17 protein-coding genes are annotated in these 16,913 nt (G+C 58.8%); 3 read left to right on the top strand and 14 right to left on the bottom strand.

Annotation, left to right across the window (positions count from 1 at the left end):
• Positions 1–124: 124 nt before the first annotated feature.
• On the bottom strand, positions 125–1,297 hold the full coding sequence (locus ED661_RS14580) for an alanine racemase (RefSeq protein WP_122074623.1): 1,173 nt from the start codon (positions 1,295–1,297) through the stop codon (positions 125–127).
• Positions 1,294–2,550, bottom strand: a complete 1,257-nt coding sequence (locus ED661_RS14575; RefSeq protein ID WP_254054846.1) for a D-arabinono-1,4-lactone oxidase — start codon at positions 2,548–2,550, stop codon at positions 1,294–1,296. The genes ED661_RS14580 and ED661_RS14575 overlap by 4 nt, the downstream gene beginning before the upstream one ends.
• 184 nt (positions 2,551–2,734) lie before the next feature.
• On the opposite strand from ED661_RS14575, the gene ED661_RS14570 reads away from it, so the two are divergent.
• The gene (locus ED661_RS14570; RefSeq protein WP_122074621.1) at positions 2,735–3,046 is read left to right on the top strand and encodes a DUF1272 domain-containing protein; all 312 of its coding nucleotides are present in this window, start codon (positions 2,735–2,737) and stop codon (positions 3,044–3,046) included.
• Positions 3,047–3,062: 16 nt separating this feature from the next.
• Here the strand turns inward: ED661_RS14570 and ED661_RS14565 are convergent, their stop codons facing one another.
• The 12 genes from ED661_RS14565 to ED661_RS14510 all read right to left on the bottom strand — a co-directional run bounded on the left by ED661_RS14565 (position 3,063) and on the right by ED661_RS14510 (position 15,949).
• The gene (locus ED661_RS14565; RefSeq protein WP_122074620.1) at positions 3,063–3,731 is read right to left on the bottom strand and encodes an ureidoglycolate lyase; all 669 of its coding nucleotides are present in this window, start codon (positions 3,729–3,731) and stop codon (positions 3,063–3,065) included.
• A gap of 162 nt (positions 3,732–3,893) precedes the next feature.
• Positions 3,894–6,344, bottom strand: coding sequence for an FAD-dependent oxidoreductase (locus tag ED661_RS14560; protein ID WP_122074619.1), 2,451 nt, complete (start codon positions 6,342–6,344; stop codon positions 3,894–3,896).
• An 86-nt stretch (positions 6,345–6,430) separates the two neighbouring features.
• Positions 6,431–7,438 carry a GlxA family transcriptional regulator gene (locus ED661_RS14555; protein ID WP_122074618.1) on the bottom strand — a complete coding sequence of 336 codons (1,008 nt, stop codon included), beginning with the start codon at positions 7,436–7,438 and terminating at the stop codon, positions 6,431–6,433.
• Between the two features lie 31 nt (positions 7,439–7,469).
• Positions 7,470–8,366 (bottom strand): homocysteine S-methyltransferase family protein, encoded by an 897-nt coding sequence (locus tag ED661_RS14550; protein WP_122074617.1) that lies wholly within the window; start codon positions 8,364–8,366, stop codon positions 7,470–7,472.
• A gap of 10 nt (positions 8,367–8,376) precedes the next feature.
• Positions 8,377–9,426 (bottom strand): alcohol dehydrogenase family protein, encoded by a 1,050-nt coding sequence (locus tag ED661_RS14545; protein ID WP_122074684.1) that lies wholly within the window; start codon positions 9,424–9,426, stop codon positions 8,377–8,379.
• 47 nt (positions 9,427–9,473) lie between these two features.
• Positions 9,474–11,921: an FAD-dependent oxidoreductase gene (locus ED661_RS14540; RefSeq protein ID WP_122074616.1), complete on the bottom strand. Its 2,448-nt coding sequence runs from the start codon at positions 11,919–11,921 to the stop codon at positions 9,474–9,476.
• Positions 11,922–11,936: 15 nt separating this feature from the next.
• On the bottom strand, positions 11,937–12,320 hold the full coding sequence (locus ED661_RS14535; protein WP_122074615.1) for a GFA family protein: 384 nt from the start codon (positions 12,318–12,320) through the stop codon (positions 11,937–11,939).
• Entirely contained in the window at positions 12,317–12,946 is a 630-nt protein-coding gene (locus ED661_RS14530) for a LysE family translocator (RefSeq protein WP_122074614.1), read from the bottom strand. Before ED661_RS14530 ends, ED661_RS14535 begins: the two co-directional genes overlap by 4 nt.
• Positions 12,943–13,233, bottom strand: a complete 291-nt coding sequence (locus ED661_RS22260; RefSeq protein ID WP_254054845.1) for a hypothetical protein — start codon at positions 13,231–13,233, stop codon at positions 12,943–12,945. Before ED661_RS22260 ends, ED661_RS14530 begins: the two co-directional genes overlap by 4 nt.
• Positions 13,234–13,436: 203 nt before the next feature.
• Complete coding sequence (locus ED661_RS14520; protein WP_216822455.1) at positions 13,437–14,006, bottom strand: helix-turn-helix domain-containing protein; 570 nt, start codon at positions 14,004–14,006, stop codon at positions 13,437–13,439.
• Between the two features lie 219 nt (positions 14,007–14,225).
• Positions 14,226–14,681: a GAF domain-containing protein gene (locus ED661_RS14515; protein WP_122074613.1), complete on the bottom strand. Its 456-nt coding sequence runs from the start codon at positions 14,679–14,681 to the stop codon at positions 14,226–14,228.
• Between the two features lie 95 nt (positions 14,682–14,776).
• Entirely contained in the window at positions 14,777–15,949 is a 1,173-nt protein-coding gene (locus ED661_RS14510) for an acetyl-CoA C-acyltransferase (RefSeq protein WP_122074612.1), read from the bottom strand.
• A gap of 99 nt (positions 15,950–16,048) precedes the next feature.
• Between ED661_RS14510 and ED661_RS14505 the strand changes: the two genes are divergently transcribed.
• Both ED661_RS14505 and ED661_RS14500 read left to right on the top strand, forming a co-directional pair.
• Positions 16,049–16,387: an STAS domain-containing protein gene (locus ED661_RS14505; RefSeq protein WP_122074611.1), complete on the top strand. Its 339-nt coding sequence runs from the start codon at positions 16,049–16,051 to the stop codon at positions 16,385–16,387.
• A 43-nt stretch (positions 16,388–16,430) separates the two neighbouring features.
• The gene (locus ED661_RS14500) at positions 16,431–16,871 is read left to right on the top strand and encodes an ATP-binding protein (RefSeq protein WP_122074610.1); all 441 of its coding nucleotides are present in this window, start codon (positions 16,431–16,433) and stop codon (positions 16,869–16,871) included.
• The last annotated feature ends 42 nt before the right edge of the window (positions 16,872–16,913 follow it).

The following is a 16,913-nucleotide window of genomic DNA, read 5'->3' as shown; positions in this document are numbered from 1 at the left end:
CGGCAGATTGCTCCGCAATCGCCTGCCGGGTGACAGTGCGAGGCGCTTTCGTGACGAACTTGCCCCCTAATGCTTCCTTCCAGGCTTGAGAAAGGATCGCACCATCAAACCTGGGATCAAACACCTAGTGAAGGTGACTCAATGCAGGCCAGGTCTCGGTGATCTGCCCCTCTGACAGCACGAGGAGCGCGCCGAACTCAGGGATCACCGCTTCGCTTTGACTGGGGTGCAGAAAAGCGAAGTGATCCACCGGAGAGGGCTCCAACTGCGGACCAGACCAGACCTCCTGGTTGGAGGAGCGCCCAAAGACACCTGAATTGCCATAGCCTAGGGGGTGGACCGGTTTGGCTTTCCAATAGCCGCCGTAGATGGCCAGATTGGCACGGCGGCGCCAGCTCAGCAGGGGACTTAGGGCCTCAAGCCCCGGCAGTGGGTTATTGGCGCGATACTTCAGAATCGGCGTGGCGATAAACATCGCAGGCAGAAACGCACGCGTCGCCGGGATTAAAAAATCCTGAGGCTTCACCAGCACTGAACCTAGAGAGACCTCGCTGACACCCTGGGCAGGCCCATAGCTGTCAAAGCTCAGGCTGCCGCCGGTATTGACCAGCGGCGCTTCCCCACCTGACCCGCAAACGCCGAGCTGTTTCATCAGGTCCGCCGCCGCGTGCAGAGCCCGCTCAACTGCAGCCTTAGCGCTTTTTCGCAGGAGGGTAGGTAACTTGGCGAGATGTGGTTCATAGCCCATCACCCCCTCAATGTTCAGACCGGGCATCCGCTGGATCTCCGCCACAAGTGCCGCCAGCTCTGCCAGTTCAACACCGCCCCGGTGCAGCCCCACATCCAGCTCTATCGCGACCCGCAGCTGGACCCCGCGCGCTATGGCCAGCTCTGCATATTGCTGCGCCCGGCGTGCGGTATCAATCAGCCAGATCACCTGTTCGGGAGCCTTCTCCTGGCCCGCCAGGACCTGCGCCGCCGCCCCGACGGGCAGAGGTTTACCCATCAGCTGCTCCAGCTCAGGGCGGTGCTGCAACAGATCCTGCACCATTGCCGCTGAAAAGGTCATCACGCCCAGGGCGCCGAGCTGCTCTATCGCCAGATCCAGCAGCGGCAATGAGGCCAGGGATTTTGCCACCACCCGCAGGCCGGTGCCAAGCTGTGCCCTGCTGCGGGCCAGCGCCAGATTTGCGACAAAGCGCTGGCGGTCAACCACCAGACAGGGCAGGTTTTGTCCCCGTTGCTGCAAGGCCCGATCCCAAAGCGCAAAATCCGGCAAACCACCCAGGCCACTCATGGGCGGAATACCTTGGCCATGGCAGGTGACAAAAACCGATCCTTGGGATCCAGCCGGGCCCGCAGCGCATCAAACTTTCCCAAGTCCGGATAAAGCTCCTCCAGATCCCGCCGTTTCAGGCTGTGCATCTTGCCCCAATGCGGGCGTCCGCCTGCGGTGCGAAAGATCGCCTCGCAATCACGGAAAAATCCGGTGTAGTCCTGACCACCATGCATATGCACCGCCACCGAAACCCGGGGCCCGTGCTGAAAGGGCGAGAGCCAGGCGGTATCGCCAGCGGTCTGGCGCACCTCGATCGGGAACCAGACATCCGGATGGCGCGTTTCGGTCAGTGCCGTGATCTCGCGCAGCACCCCTTCGGCGGTGTCAGGCGGCAGGTGGTATTCCATCTCGTTGAACAGCATGGCGCGGGTAGAGCTGAGCACCCGCCAGCTTTCGCCGGTAAAATCTTCCTCGCCCTGTAGTTTCAGCATCAAGGCGAGAACCCCGCGCTGTATCTTGGGATGCAAATGACGCAGAGCGCTGGCCAGCCTCATCACCTGTAGGCCCAGCGCATCCAGATCCAGCGGCGGTTTGCCGGGTGCTGCCTCTGTCACATCATGGCTGATCTGCACCCCCTTGCCGCTATGGGGCAGCAGGAAAAACTCGTAACAGCGATGCGCCGCCCAATTGTCATGCATCTGTTCCAGCAGTGTCTCCAATGAGCGGACCCCAACCCGGCGGCGCAGATTAAAGGCAGGCACGGTGTTCAGCTCAATCTCCAGCAGGATCCCCAAAAGACCCAGGCTGACCTGAACACCCGGCAGATCCTCAGCCGAGACCTCAATCAGCTCTCCGCTGGCGGACAGCAACTGCGCGCCGGTCATTTCGGCCGCAATACAGGGCAGGGTCAGCCCGGTGCCATGGGTAGCCGTGGACATGGCACCTGCCAGCGACTGCACATTGATATCCCCAAGATTGCGAAACGCCTGCCCCTTACTGCCCAGCGCCGCTGACAGCTCATGCAAGCGGGCATTGGCATTGACCCGCGCCCGGCCTGACTCAAGCCCAATGACGGTCGGTTTTTCAAACCGGTCCAGTTGCAGGATCTGGTCGCCCTCCACGGCCAGGGGGGCAAAGGAATGCCCCGCGCCTACCGGGCGCAACACCCCGTGAGCACCCGAGAGCTGCGCCTTCAGCTGATCCAGTGAGGTAGGCGCCACAACGGCAGCGTCCGAGGTCTGGCACCCCGACCAATTCGTCCACATCCGCATCACCTCTTTCTCGCCACTCGCTTTGAGCCGCAGTCTAGCCGCAGCCCCCAGGGGGCAAACAATACTAACCCGGCGTCAAGCGCGAGAGTTCATGAACCAGTGGGAATGCCATCAAACCACATGACAGGGCGGCCCAGCTCTGACACTCTGAGTGCCAGATAGGCCTCCACTCTGGAATTTGCACATGCTTGAGCTGCGCCCCAACTGCGAACTTTGTGATGTTGATTTGCCGCCGCAGTCCTCGGAGGCGCGGATCTGCAGCTATGAATGCACCTATTGCGCGGACTGCGTAGAAAAGCTGTCCAATGTCTGCCCCACCTGTGGCGGAGGCTTTGCGCCGCGCCCCATCAGACCGCAGCAGGCCTATCGCCCCGCGTTAAAGCTGGGGCTGGTCAACCACCCCGCCAGCCGCAAACGCCACTCTTCAAAGTTCACGGCCGAAGATATTGCGGCGCATGTGGCCCGTATCAAAGAGACCCCACCACAAGAGCGGTAACAGGGGGCACCCTCCCCTATAGGTCTTTGATCTTGGCCGCATCCAGAGGGCAGGACAGGTAGACACCAAACTCCTGACCGATGTCAGCACTGACCCGCGCATGTACGGCCCCCTGACGGTCGAGGAAACGCTGGTTGTCTTCCACCGGGAAGATGCCTTCGTGCCAGATATTGGGGTGAATATAGAGCCCCTTGGAGCCGTCACACCAAAAGGCCACCACCTTTTCCGGGCTGAGGTTGTCACCAGGCAAGGCCAGCGGCACGATGAAGGGTTTATTGTCGAGCGGGAAGAACAGCTGACCGCCATCTGGGTGATAGTTCATGTGCCAGAGCAGCACCTGATCGCGCGGTGCTGTCTGCCTCTCGGTCTGGGCCTGTTGCGGGTCGGCTGACCAGCCCAAGACATAGTTGCCTTTTACCGCTTCGTTTTCGCCATAGAGCACATCCCCACGCCAGTCGCATTTAAACGTGCCCTCGACCCAACCGCCCTCATCGCCGGTGCCCTGATCAATCGGGCGCCAGCCCTGTTGCGGCCAGCGGGCGATCTCGATCTCAAAGCCCTCAGGGCTGTCCACCAATTGGCCATAGCCCTTGACGCTCTCGTCGGTGGCTCGGATCAGAGGCACCTCATGCCAGGGCAAAGAGGGTTTGGAACTGGCTTCAAAGATATATTCGGGGTTGTTCATGTTCAGGTGTCCTGTGGCATCTGTTTGGGGCAGTCAAACAGCCCAGCAGACGCAAGCGCTAGCTCATCTGCGACAGCTTCATCAAACTGCTACGGAAAATGAAAAGGGGCAGAGACCTCTCACAGTCCCCGCCCCTTTCCGCTTTTGCTTTGCCTTGAGCGATCAGACCTTCACCCGCTCCGATTTTGGATCATACATCGGCTTCAATGAAGCCTCGGCGCGCACCCGTGTGCCCATGACCTCGATCTCATAGCAAGAGGCCAGCACATCCGCCGCTTTTTCGCCCTCGCAGGGCACATAGCCCATGCCGATGGCAGCCCCCAGCGTATGACCATAGTTGCCCGAGCTGATATAGCCAACGATCTCACCATCGCGGATCAGAGGCTCGTTGTGATAAAGCAGCGGCTCGGGATCGGTGAGCTTGAACTGCATCATCCGCATCTTGGGGCCGCTCTCTTTGCGCTCCAGCACCGCGTCACGGCCAATGAAGTCCGGCTTGTCGGTCTTGACTGCAAAGCCAAGCCCGGCATCGATCACATGGTCCTCGCAGGTGATATCATGGCCAAAGTGGCGGAAGCCTTTCTCGATCCGGCAGCTGTCCATCATATGCATGCCACAGAGCTTGAGCCCCATGTCCTGACCGGCTTCATGCAGGGTCTCAAAGGCATGACCGGCCATATCCGAGCCCATATAGATCTCCCAACCGAGCTCACCCACGTAGGTCACCCGGTGCACCCGTGCCAGCCCCATGCCCAGCTCGATCTCCTGGGCGGTGCCAAAGGGGTTCACATCATTGGAGAAATCATTGGGCGAAACCTTTTCCAGCAGTTTGCGCGCATTGGGGCCCATCACCGCCAGCACACCCTCGCCAGCGGTCACATCGGTGATTACCACGCGGCGATCACCAACATGACGCATCATCCAGGTCTGGTCCGCCAGACGGGTGATCGCAGGTGTCACCACCAAATAGGCGGTCTCGCTCATCCGGGTGACGGTGACATCCGCCTCGATGCCGCCACGCGGGTTGAGGAACTGGGTATAGACAATCTTGCCCGCGGGCACGCTCAGGTTTGCACCACAGACGTGGTTCAGGAAGGCCTCGGCGTCGGGGCCTTCGACGCGGATTTTACCAAAGGACGACATGTCGTACATGCCGACATTTTCACGCACAGCGCGATGTTCGGCCGCCGAGTTTTCAAACCAGTTCTGACGCTTCCAAGTGTACTCATACTCCGCCTTCTGGCCTTCATTGGCAAACCAGTTGGCGCGTTCCCAGCCGCCCAACTCGCCCATGACCGCGCCCTGTTCTTTCAGGTGGTGGTGAAAGGGCGTGCGACGCACACCGCGCGCGGTGGCCTTTTGGCGATAGGGGAAGTGATCGGCATAAAGCAGCCCCAGCGTTTCTTTGGAGCGCTCGAACAGATAGTGTTTGTTGCCCTGGAAGGGATGCATGCGGGAGATGTCCACATCGCCGAGATCAAAGGGTTTCTGCCCCTCGTCCATCCACTGTGCCAGCGCCATGCCCGCGCCACCGGCCGACTGGATGCCGATGGAGTTAAACCCGGCGGCCACCCAAAAATTATCCATCTCGGGCGCCAGACCCAGATGATAAGCATCATCGGGGGTAAAGCTCTCTGGCCCGTTAAAGAAGGTATGGATACCCGCCTCGGCCAGCATCGGCATCCGGTTGCAGGCGTTTTCCAGAATGGGCTCAAAATGATCAAAATCTTCCGGCAGCTGGTCAAACTCAAACGTGTCCGGAATGCCCTTCATCGCCCAGGGCTTGGCATTGGGTTCAAAGGCCCCCAACAACATTTTCCCTGCGTCTTCCTTGTAGTAGGCGCATTCATCCGGCACCCGCAGCACCGGCATCTGGGTCAGGCCCTCAATCGCTTCGGTGACAATGTAGAAATGCTCGCAGGCGTGCAGCGGCACGTTGACGCCCGCCATGCGGCCAACCTCGTGGCCCCACATGCCGGCGCAGTTCACCACCATGTCAGCCTTGATATGGCCCTGCGCGCTGCCGTCATCGCTGACCCAATCAACCCCCGTCACCCGGCGACCTTCTTTAGACAGACCCGTGACCTTGATGCGTTCTTTGACCAGCGCACCACGTTGACGCGCGCCCTTGGCCAGGGCCAATGCGATATTGGCGGGATCGCCCTGCCCGTCCTTGGGCAGCCAGACGCCACCGGTGACATCGCCGATGTTCAGATGCTCATAGCGCGCTTTAACCTCTTCGGGAGAGATCTCTTCGACATCCACCCCAAAGGCCCGCGCCATGCTGGCCTGACGAAAGATCTCTTCTTTGCGCTCCTCCGTCAGGGCCACGGTGATCGAACCGCAGCGCTTGAACCCGGTGGCAACACCGGTTTCCGCTTCCAGCGCGCCATAGAGTTCCTGGCTGTATTTTGCCAGTTTGGTCATATTGGCGGTGGCCCGCAGCTGGGCGATCAGACCAGCGGCATGCCAGGTGGTGCCCGAGGTGAGCTGCTTGCGCTCCAACAGCACCACATCCTTCCAGCCCAGCTTGGTCAGATGATAGGCAACCGAGCAGCCAATAACGCCGCCACCGATGATGACCACACGGGCCTGAGTAGGAAGTTCGCTCATGTCAGCACTCCAAAAGAACCAGAATTTTGCCCTGATTATCATGTCCAGGCGTCACAAAATGTGTCAAAAACGTCAGAGGTCTTTGGCTATTCACCGGCTTTCAAAAAATCTGTCGGCATGTCCTCGCCCAGACGGCGGCGTTTGCGCAGCGTAAAGGGAGTGATTCCAAAGATCGATTTATAGAGCGTGGAAAATCCGTTCTGGAAACCACAGGCCAGGCCAATCTCGCGCACGCTCATGGTGGTATTGAGCAACAGGTTGTTGGCCTTGTTGAGCCGCATTTCGCGGTAGAACCCATTGGGCGTTGTAGCAAGAAAGGTCTTGAACTTGCGCTCCAGAGAGCGCGTTGAAATGCCCAGGTCCGCGACGATCTTGCCAATGGGCATCGGCTCTTCGATATTGGCCTGCATCAGGCGGATCGCATGATCCAGATCCCGGTCACCGGTGATCGTTGGCTTGGCGCCCGAAAAGGGCTGCAGCGAGGAATAGTCCCGCACCTGTTCATGCAGCATGATATTGGCCACGCTCATCTGCGCCGCGGCCGAGGTGAGGCGCCCAATCAGCGCCAGTACGATATCAGTAGTGGCCCCCATGCCTGCACAGGTGATCACCGGACCATCCTCGCTGGCCAGGGCGTGGCTCGCCTCGAACAGGCCGAGACGTTCGCGCAGCAGAGCGGCGTTTTCCCAATGGGTTGCCCCTGCGGTCCCCTGATCCTTGAGGTAGCGGGCGGCGGCTTCGGCCAGCAGATAGACCCGCGCGCCCCGGTTGGTGTAGCTTTTCGTCACCCGCCCCAGAGACAGCTCGGGGTGATCCGGGTCTGTATTGCCCAGCACAAAGGCAAAATCCGCATTCGGGCGATCAGCATAGGGTTTGGTATTGACCAACAGACCCGCCCGACAGGACAGCTGCCCGCCCTGCGCCGAGCGAATACAAATGCGAAAGGGCGGCTGAGCCAGCACCCGATTGGCAATGCGCAGCGTATCGGCCACAGCGGACATTTCCGTCAGAACAAAGCCTTCGGCGACCAGAATATCCACCGTCCAGACCCGCGTCGGGGAAATCTCCAGACCCGTTGCATTTTCCTTCGCCATGTCACGCCTCCTCGTTCTGCCCGGTCTCTGATCAGATGATTTCATGCCCTGCTGCGCGCAACCTGCGCGCCACTTCGGCAATATGCGCCGGACCCACTTCGCAACAGCCGCCAACAATTGTGGCACCCATGGCGACCCAGCCCATCACAAACTCTGCGTATTCAGCCGGCCCCAGATCCCGCCGCTCTTCCAGGGCATCCACAGTGGGGGCCTCTTGCAAAAAACCCTCGGAGATGCCGGTAAAGCCATTGGCATAGGCGCCAAAAGGGCGGCCAAAGCCCTTGATGATCTCCAGCCCTACGCCGATTGCCTCTGGGCGGGAACAATTGATCAGCACCGCTGCGGGGGCAAATTCCGCAATCACCGGCGCCAGATCCTGCAGCGGCTCACCAGAGCGCAAACGGGTGCCGTCTTCGTCATTCACTGAGACCGCCAACCAGACAGGTTTGTTCGTGTCTGCACAGCCCAGCAAAGCGCCGCGGGCGTGATCAACGGAGGAGACTGTTTCCAGCAAAAACAGATCAGCCTTGGGTTCCATCAGCCGGATCAGTTCCGAGAACAGAGCTTTGGCCGTTTCTAGCGGAATATCAAGATCCGGGCGGTAGCTGGCCCCGATGGGTCCCAGCGCAGCGGCGATACGGCCTGAACCATGGGCGTCACGGGCCTTTTCGGCCTGGCTCATGGCGATTTCAAGCAGCTCTTCAAAGCGGTTTTCCATCCCGGCGCGCACCAGACGGTCACGGTGCACCGCATAGGTATTACTGGTGGCAACGGTGGCCCCAACAGCAAAATAGTCGCCATGAACCGCGCTGACCACGTCGGGTTTGTCGATCATCACCGAGGTCGACCACAGCGGCGTCGGCCGATCACCAGAGCGTTTGACAATTTCCTGGCCAATCGAGCCGTCCAACAGGGTTATCTGCATGATCTTCTTCTCACTATGGGATCAGGACCAGCTTGCCGGGCAGCGCTTTGGACTGAAAGTCCTCCTGAGCTGTGGCAATGTCCTGGAGTGGGTAGGTATTGGACACCAAGGGTTTGATCCGCCCGGCATTGATCAAGGCAACGAGGCGGCCAAAATTCTCGGGCGATTGATAGGTGCAGCCATGGATGGTGATATCACGCAGATAGATATTGCGCAGGTCGGCCTCTACCATGGGGCCAGCAATGGCGCCGGCCACCGCATAGTGGCCGCCGGGTCGCAGCGCCAGTATCAGATCTCCCCAGCCAGCGCCGCCGACAATATCAATCACCACATCAAAGTGATCTGTGGGCAGCTTGGCATCGCGCCCCCATGTTGTCATGGCCCCCTGCCCCCGCACGGCCTCCGCCTTGGAGGCACTACAGAGCGCAGTTACATTGGCCCCGCGCAGGCTGGCCAGTTCGACTGCCGCTAGGCCAACGCCACCAGAGGCACCGGTGATCAGAACCTCATGCCCTGCCGTCACGCCAGCGCGCGCCAATAGACCCTCGGCTGTGCCAAAGGCGCAGGGAATGGCGGCTATCTGGACATCGCTCAGCGGCGAGGCACTGACATCATAGAGATCATCCTCATCCATCAGGCAAAACTGCGCAAAAGCCCCGTCGATCTCAGACCCAATAGCGATGTATCCCATGGGTGCGCCGGGACGCGCACGCGGCAGGTTCACCGGGCAGGTGACGCGATTGCCGATCTGAAAACGGCTGGCGCCTGGCCCCAGCGCTTCAACCACGCCGCAGAGATCACCGCCTTGAATGCGTGGAAAACTCAGCGCGCCGGCATGGCCGCCGGCCTCGACGTCCTCGGTCACATCATCGGTCGCACCCGTTACCTCAGGGGCATACCAGCCGATGCGGGTATTGATATCGGTATTGTTGACCCCGGCCGCCGCGACCCGGATCAAGACCTGCCCCGGCCCCGGGACCGGAACAGGAATGTCGTTGCGAAACTCCAGCATCTCGGGGCCGCCGTGGCCTGTAAGGTAAACAGCCTGCATTCTATCAGTCATGGTTTGTCCTCTTGGGTCACGGGGGCGGCCCTTTTCTGTTGCAGTGATCAGGCGCGCAGGCGCGCGTTGGCGGGATCCCACAGGGGTTTGTCCTCTTGTACCACAGCGCGACATTTTTTGCCGTAGATCTCAATTTCGACCTCGGTTCCCGGCACCGCCAGATCGCTGCGCAGAGTGCCCAGCGCGATCGAGGCATTGACCCGGTAGCCGTAGTCACCCGATGTGGTCTCGCCGACAATCTCACCCTCTTTCCAGATGCAGGACATATAGGGCGCGTCTGCATCACCAGCGTCGACGATCATGGTGACAAAGGTCTTTTTGGGCCCCTGCTGCATCTCATTCTGGATCGCCGCCTTACCGGGGAAATCCTGTGGCTTGTCGAGTTTGATGAACCGGCCAAGACCGCCTTCGAGCATGGTGAAATCGGTCGAAAGGTCGCCTTTCCAGGTGCGATAGCCTTTCTCGATACGTAGGGAGTTCAGCGCATACATGCCAAAGGGTTTGGCGCCGCCAGAAATCAATGCCGCATAGATTTCCGGCTGGTCTTCGTTGGCACAGTGCACCTCCCAACCCAATTCACCCGCATAGGATACCCGCGCCAGGAAGGCAGGTTTGCCCGCCACTGTAGCGCTTTGATGCGTGAGCCAACCAAGGGACAGATCCGCATCAGAGATGCCGGCAAACAGCTCCCGCGATTTGGGGCCAGTGACGATCATGGTGGCAAATTCGGTGGTGTGGTCGGTCAGCGAAAGCCCTGCGGGCAGCGACTTTTTCAACACCTCAAAATCATGCCACTGGGCCGAACCCGCGGTGATCATAGTGAAATGGTCTTCGCCGTGACGCACACAGGACATCTCGGTCAGGATGCGGCCACGTGTGTCGGAGAAATAGACCAGGTTCATCCGGCCCACCTTGGGCAGACCACCTGTCACCATCCCGCGCAGAAACTCGGCAGCGCCTTCACCTGTCAGGTTGTAGCGTGAGAAACCGGGTAGATCGAGCACACCTACGCCGTCACGCACCGCTTCGCATTCTTCCTGAATGCGGCTCTGCCATGGACCGGAACGACCCCAGGTATGGGTGGCTTCCTCAGAGGTATCATCGCCATCCTTGGCGAACCAGTTGGCCCGTTCCCAACCGTTGTAGGCGCCCATCTGACCGCCCATTTCCTTGATCTGAGCATGCACCTGGCTGACCTTCTTGTCGCGCGCGGCGGGCCATTCATGATGGGGGAAATGCATGGCATATTCATTGCCGTAGACTTCCATGCCTTTCTGGTCGCAGTAGTCCTGATCGGTATAGTCGGTGTAGCGACGCGGATCGACGGACCACATGTCCCATTCGGTCTGCCCATCCACAATCCACTCCGCCAGCACCTTGCCAGCGCCACCACCCTGGGCAATGCCAAAGGTAAAGACGCAGGCCTCAAAGGCATTGTCGACGCCGGGCATCGGGCCAATCAGCGGCAGGCCATCGGGGGCATAGGGAATCGGACCATTGATGACGCTGGAGACACCAGATGTCGCCATCAGCGGCACCCGCTCCATCGCATCGGTGACGATATCCTCGATCCGGTCCAGATCATCCTGCCAGAGCTGGAAGGAGAAATCCTCCGGCATCTGGTCGTCCTCGGTCATCCAGTGGCCACGGCAGTTCGGCTCGTATGGGCCAAGGTTGTAGCCGTTCTTTTCCTGGCGCAGATAGTAAGAGACATCCACATCACGGATCAGCGGCAGTTTCTTACCCGTCTCTTTGACATGAGCTTCAACCTCATCGATCTGCTCGGTCAGCAGATACTGGTGCGACATCACCATCATCGGCACGGTGCGGCCGCCATAGGGTTTGAACATCTCACCCACCCGCTGGGCATAATAACCTGCAGAGTTGACCACATAGTCACATTCGATGTCGCCCTTCTCGGTGTGGACGATCCAGGTCTTGTCTTCTTTCTGGGTCACACCTGTTGCGGGGCAAAAGCGGATGATCTTGGCCCCCATGTCGCGGGCACCCTTTGCCAGGGCCTGGGTCACCTGTGCCGGGTCGATATCCCCATCCGAGGGGTCCCAGAGCACCCCTTCCAGATCATGGGTTTCCAGGAAAGGATAATGCTCCTTGGCCTGCTCCGGCGTCCAGATCTCCATCTCGATGCCCTGATACCGACCCATAGAACAGGCGCGTTCAAACTCCTGCATCCGCTCCTTGCTATGCGCCAGACGGATCGAACCCGTCTGGTGATAGTTCATTGGGTAGTCGACCTCTTCACCCAGACGGGCATAAAGCTCGGTCGAATAGCGCTGCATATTCATGATCGACCAGGAGGTGGAGAAGGTCGGCACATTGCCCGCCGCATGCCAGGTGGACCCGGCGGTCAGCTCGTTCTTCTCCAGAAGCACACAATCGGTCCAGCCCTTCTTGGCCAGATGATAGAGGCTAGAGGCGCCAATCACGCCGCCGCCGATGATGACCACACGGGCCTTGGTTGGAAAATCAGACATGTTTGCTCCCTAGTCTTAGTCTTTTTGCAAAACGCCATCGGCGATCTCGTAGAAATCGCCTTTGTCGCGCACAAAAATATGTTTCTCGATGCTCAGCCCCGTGGGCGCCTCTACAGCGCCAAGGGCAAAACTTGTGGTGTCTTCGTCATGGGCCTTCCAGAACAGGTAGGAGCCGCAACGGGCGCAGAAGCCGCGCTTGGCTGTGTCACTGGCCTCGTACCAGCTCACCGGGCCAGTGATGGTCAAGGCGCTGTCCTGCACATAGGCCGACGACCAGATCCCGCCGGATTGCTTGCGGCACTGACCACAGTGACACATAGATGCCCCCTGCGGTTCAGCCTCCGTTTCAAAACGGATATCGCCGCACAGGCAGGCGCCTCTGGTTACATGAGCAGTCATCGCATTGCCTCCACTTGCGGTGTGCTGCTGGCGCCAAGCAGCACACCATAGATGATGAAACACAGGGCCAGAACCCGGCGGATCCAGATGTTGAACACCGCTTTCAACGCCGCGCGCCCCATCACCAGCCCCAAAAGGGTAAAGCCCGTATAGCTCAGCGCGGTCAGCACCAATGCGGTGGGCATGATCACTCCCATCTGCTGCCAGATCGGCACCTCCGGCTGCACGAATTGGGAAAAAGCTGCGAGATAGCCCGCCACGCTTTTGGGATTGATCACCGCCACGGCCAAGGCATGCAAATAGACATGGCGGGCAGGACGCTCTGCCGCCGGGGCAGGCTTGGCCGCGTTGCGCCAGTTGCGTATCCCTAGAAAGATCAGAAATCCTGCACCGATCTGCTTGGCCACAAAGAACCCGGTTGGAGAGGCCGCAATCAGTGCGGTGACGCCCAGCGCCGAAAGCACCAGAAACAGCGTGGCCTGTGTCAGGATCGCCAGCACCCCAAGCATTGCCTTGGGAAAGCTCAGCACCATGCCATTGCTGATGCAATTCACCGCATTGGGCCCTGGTGTGGTCACAAAGGCCACCCAGAACAACACGAATATGGTCCAGGCTTCAAAGGTCATCCCTCTCCCCCTGACCGCGTTGCCATCAACTCCGCGTTCAAGGCCGACACAAGATCAGGCGCTTCTTTCTCTAAGATCCCGTACCAAACTGCCCGTGCCTCTGCTGGCACCTGATTGTGATGTACACGCACGATGGCAGAAAACAGGGCTTCGGGAATTTCGTAACCGGAATTTAGCTTCCTAGTATGGCGGCTCTTGTGTCCCCATTCATAGGCCGTTTCGAAATCACGATTGGCCTGTTCGAGGTTTCCATTCCGAAAACGCTCCACTGCATAGCCAATATACAATTCAGCATCGCCTGGCTTATGTGCCTGCCCAATCTTGCGGAGGCCCAGCAGACCAAATCTACTGACCCGGCAGGCTCTATCCGTCCTGTCTGGCTGCGTTAGCCCCTTGCGGCACCCTGCAGAGGCTAAGCCAGTGACCATACCAAAGGACCAGAAGAGCATGAAGCCGACAGCAAAGAGAGATATGAAAACACCCTTGCGCATTAGTAAACCGGCGGCGCGATGACCCAGACCGCGACGGCAGGTTCATCATAGGGATTGGCCCATTGATAGGGCTGATGCTTGATGCGGAAACTGTCACCCGGCCCAACGCTAAAGGCCTTGCCATCGATCAACAGATCAAGTCGACCAGAGATCATATAGCCGACTTCCTGAGTCGGACGATCCGCTGGTTTCTGCATCTTGGAGCGCGGCTGAAAGGTGGAATGCACCATCTCAAAATCATCCGTCAGATCCGGCGAGAGCAACTCTTCAATCAGGCCTTCCTCGCCCGAGCCCATGGGACGGCGCGATCCAGCCCGCACGATGTAACCATGTTCATGCGCAGGGGCTCCGGAATGGGCAAAGAGCATCGACATCGGCACGCCCAGACAATTGGCCAATTGCCGCAGGTCTGAAATAGTTGGCTCCGACAGGTCCCTCTCCACCTGGCTCAGCCAGCCCACCGATTTATCCAACATCCCGGCAATATCGGTCAGGGTCAGCCCACGCGCCTTGCGCAGTGCGCGAATATCTGCACCCAAAGTTGCAGATTGTGGGGCTTGGCTGATCACGCCGGACATCTCCATTTGCAAAACTTACGTGAAATTTTCTTCCTCTTTTTCACGATGCGTCAACTTGGTGAAATTTTCAAGCATTTTTTCATCACAAAGCTCAGCAAAAGACATCACGCCCCCCCTCACAGCAGGCGCTTTGCTTATCATCTTTCCAAAAATATTCTGGGGTGAGGCCATAGGCCGAGGGGCAAAGCCCCTCCCTTTTTGATATAATACCTAGAGCCTACCAAACACCTGCTGCAAAATTGCAGTCAGTTGACGCTGGTCTTCCAGGGTAAAGGCATCAGGTTGGTCGCTGTCGATATCCAAGACCGCAATAACCTGTCCTCCCGCATTCCGCACTGGAATCACCAGTTCAGAGCGGGTGGAAGAGGCACAGGCAATATGCCCGGGGAAGGCTTCGACATCTGCAACCAACTGCGCCTCTCCTGTGCGCGCCGCAGCACCGCAAACACCACGTGAAAACGGGATCTGCAGACAGCCATGCCCCCCCTGATAGGGGCCGATTTTTAGCAACTCGGTATCAACAACGCGGTAAAACCCAGTCCAATCAAAGCGGTCGTCACTATGGTGTAACTCGCAAGCCACGGTGGCCATCAGGGCAACCGCATCATCCTCACCCTCTGTCAGGGCTGCAATTGTTTTGGATAGGGCGTCGTAATCCACAGCCATGTCACTGTCCTTTGAAACCAGTAGAGGGGGCTTTCTGCCCCCTCTTGCCCCTGGGGGTCAATTCACCCCCGAGGATATTTTTGGCCAAATGAAAATCAGACCAATTCGATGGCAATCGCAGTCCCTTCGCCGCCACCGATGCAGATCGCGGCAACGCCGCGTTTCAGCCCGCGCTTTTCCAGAGCATTGAGCAATGTCACCATGATCCGGGCGCCGGAAGCGCCAATGGGATGGCCCAGCGCACAGGCGCCGCCGTTTACATTGACCTTGTCGCGGCTGATTCCCATCTCATGCATGAAGGCCATAGGAACCACGGCAAAGGCTTCGTTCACTTCCCAAAGATCGACCTCTTCGACGTTCCAGCCAATTTGATCGAGAAGTTTTTTCGCAGCGGGAACCGGCGCGGTGGTGAACCAGCCTGGCGCCTGGGCATGGCTGGCATGACCAAGAACACGGGCACGCATTGTCAGCCCCTGCGCCACAGCAGCCTCTTCGGAGGCCAGAACCAAGGCGGCGGCCCCGTCCGAGATCGATGAGGCATTGGCCGCCGTCACGGTTCCGTCTTTGCGGAAAGCTGGTTTCAGGGTCGGTATCTTTTCGGGACGGGCATTGCCGGGCTGCTCATCCGCGACATTGGTGGTTGCGCCTTTGCGCGTCTTTACCGTGACGCTGGCAATTTCGCCGTCAAAAGCACCATTTTCCTCCGCAGCCAGCGCATTGGAGAGGGATTTCAACGCGTATTCATCCTGTGCCTCGCGGGTGAACTGATAGTGTTCGGCGCAATCCTCGGCGAAGGTGCCCATCAGGCGACCTTTGTCGTAGGCGTCTTCCAAGCCATCAAGGAACATATGGTCAATGACCTGACCATGTCCGATTCGAGCGCCACTGCGCTGATTGGGCAGCAGATAGGGCGCATTTGTCATGCTCTCCATGCCGCCGGCAACAACCGTGTCAGTTTGCCCCAGGGCGATTTGATCATAGGCAATCATTGCCGCCTTCATACCTGAGCCACACATCTTGTTGAGCGTGGTTGCCGGGACGTCTTCACCAAGACCAGCGGCAAAACCGGCCTGACGTGCGGGCGCCTGGCCTTGCCCTGCTGGCAAAACACAGCCCATCAGCACCTCATCAACCGTTTTGGCGCCAGCGCCCTCCAGCGCCGCTTTGATGGCAACACCGCCCAGTTCGGAGGCGGGCAGTGCCTCAAACACCCCTTGAAATCCACCCATGGGGGTCCGCGCCGCGCCGGCAATCACAACATTTTTCATCAGATCTTCCTCCAATCGTCGCCAATAAACATACCGAATGCTAAGGATTGAGGTCTAGACTGGTATAAATACGTTGAGACAAACTCCCGGGGGATCATTATGAGCCTGACAAGTACAGAGGCCGATGGTGCACAGATTGTGACTGTAAATGCGGATCGCATCGATGCAGCCATGGCCATACAATTCAAAGAAGACATGCGTTCTGAGACCGAAAGCGGTCCTGATCGCGTTATCCTTGATCTGTCATTGGTACAGTTCATCGATTCCAGCGGGCTGGGCGCTATAGTGGCAGCCATGAAGCAACTGGGGCGAGATCGCCGTCTGGATCTGGCTGGCCCCACACCGATGGTCGAAAAAGTATTCCGCCTGACGCGTATGGATACAATTTTCACCCTCTACGACTCTCTGAATGACGCCGTTGGCGCAAACAAGACCTGAGTTCTGTCCAACGCACCGCGTAAAGGCGGGGAGTGAGAAGTGAATGGCTGAAACTTTTGCATATTCATTCAGAGCAACCGAACAAACCGCCAGATCCTGTATCTCGGCAGTGATGGAATGGTTGCGCGGAATTGATCTGCCCGCAGAGCGGGCTGGAGATGTGCAAATCGCCCTGACGGAAGCAGTGAACAATATTGTTGAGCACGCCTATGCAGACACCCTGGGCGGCGAGATTAGTATCCAATGTGATCTGTCACCAAAAATTCTAAAAATCCGCATTGTCGACACCGGCCCCCCGTTGCCCGACGACGAACTCCCTGCTGGTCTGCCTGCAGATATCAGCGGCCCCTTGGAAACCCTGCCAGAGGGAGGCTTTGGTTGGCACCTTATCCGTGAGCTGACCAGTCGTCTGCACTACGAAAGACAGCTTGATCGTAACCTCTTGTCGCTGTTCTTTGAGATGCCTGCCAAGCCTATCGGGTAACTCAATCCGGAGGTGCGCCGCAAAAGCGCCGCATTCTCGACC

Source organism: Pseudophaeobacter sp. EL27, assembly GCF_900313025.1.
Lineage (GTDB): Bacteria > Pseudomonadota > Alphaproteobacteria > Rhodobacterales > Rhodobacteraceae > Pseudophaeobacter.
The sequence above is the reverse complement of the archived record's forward strand: the minus strand, read 5'-3'. Positions and strand labels throughout refer to the sequence as shown.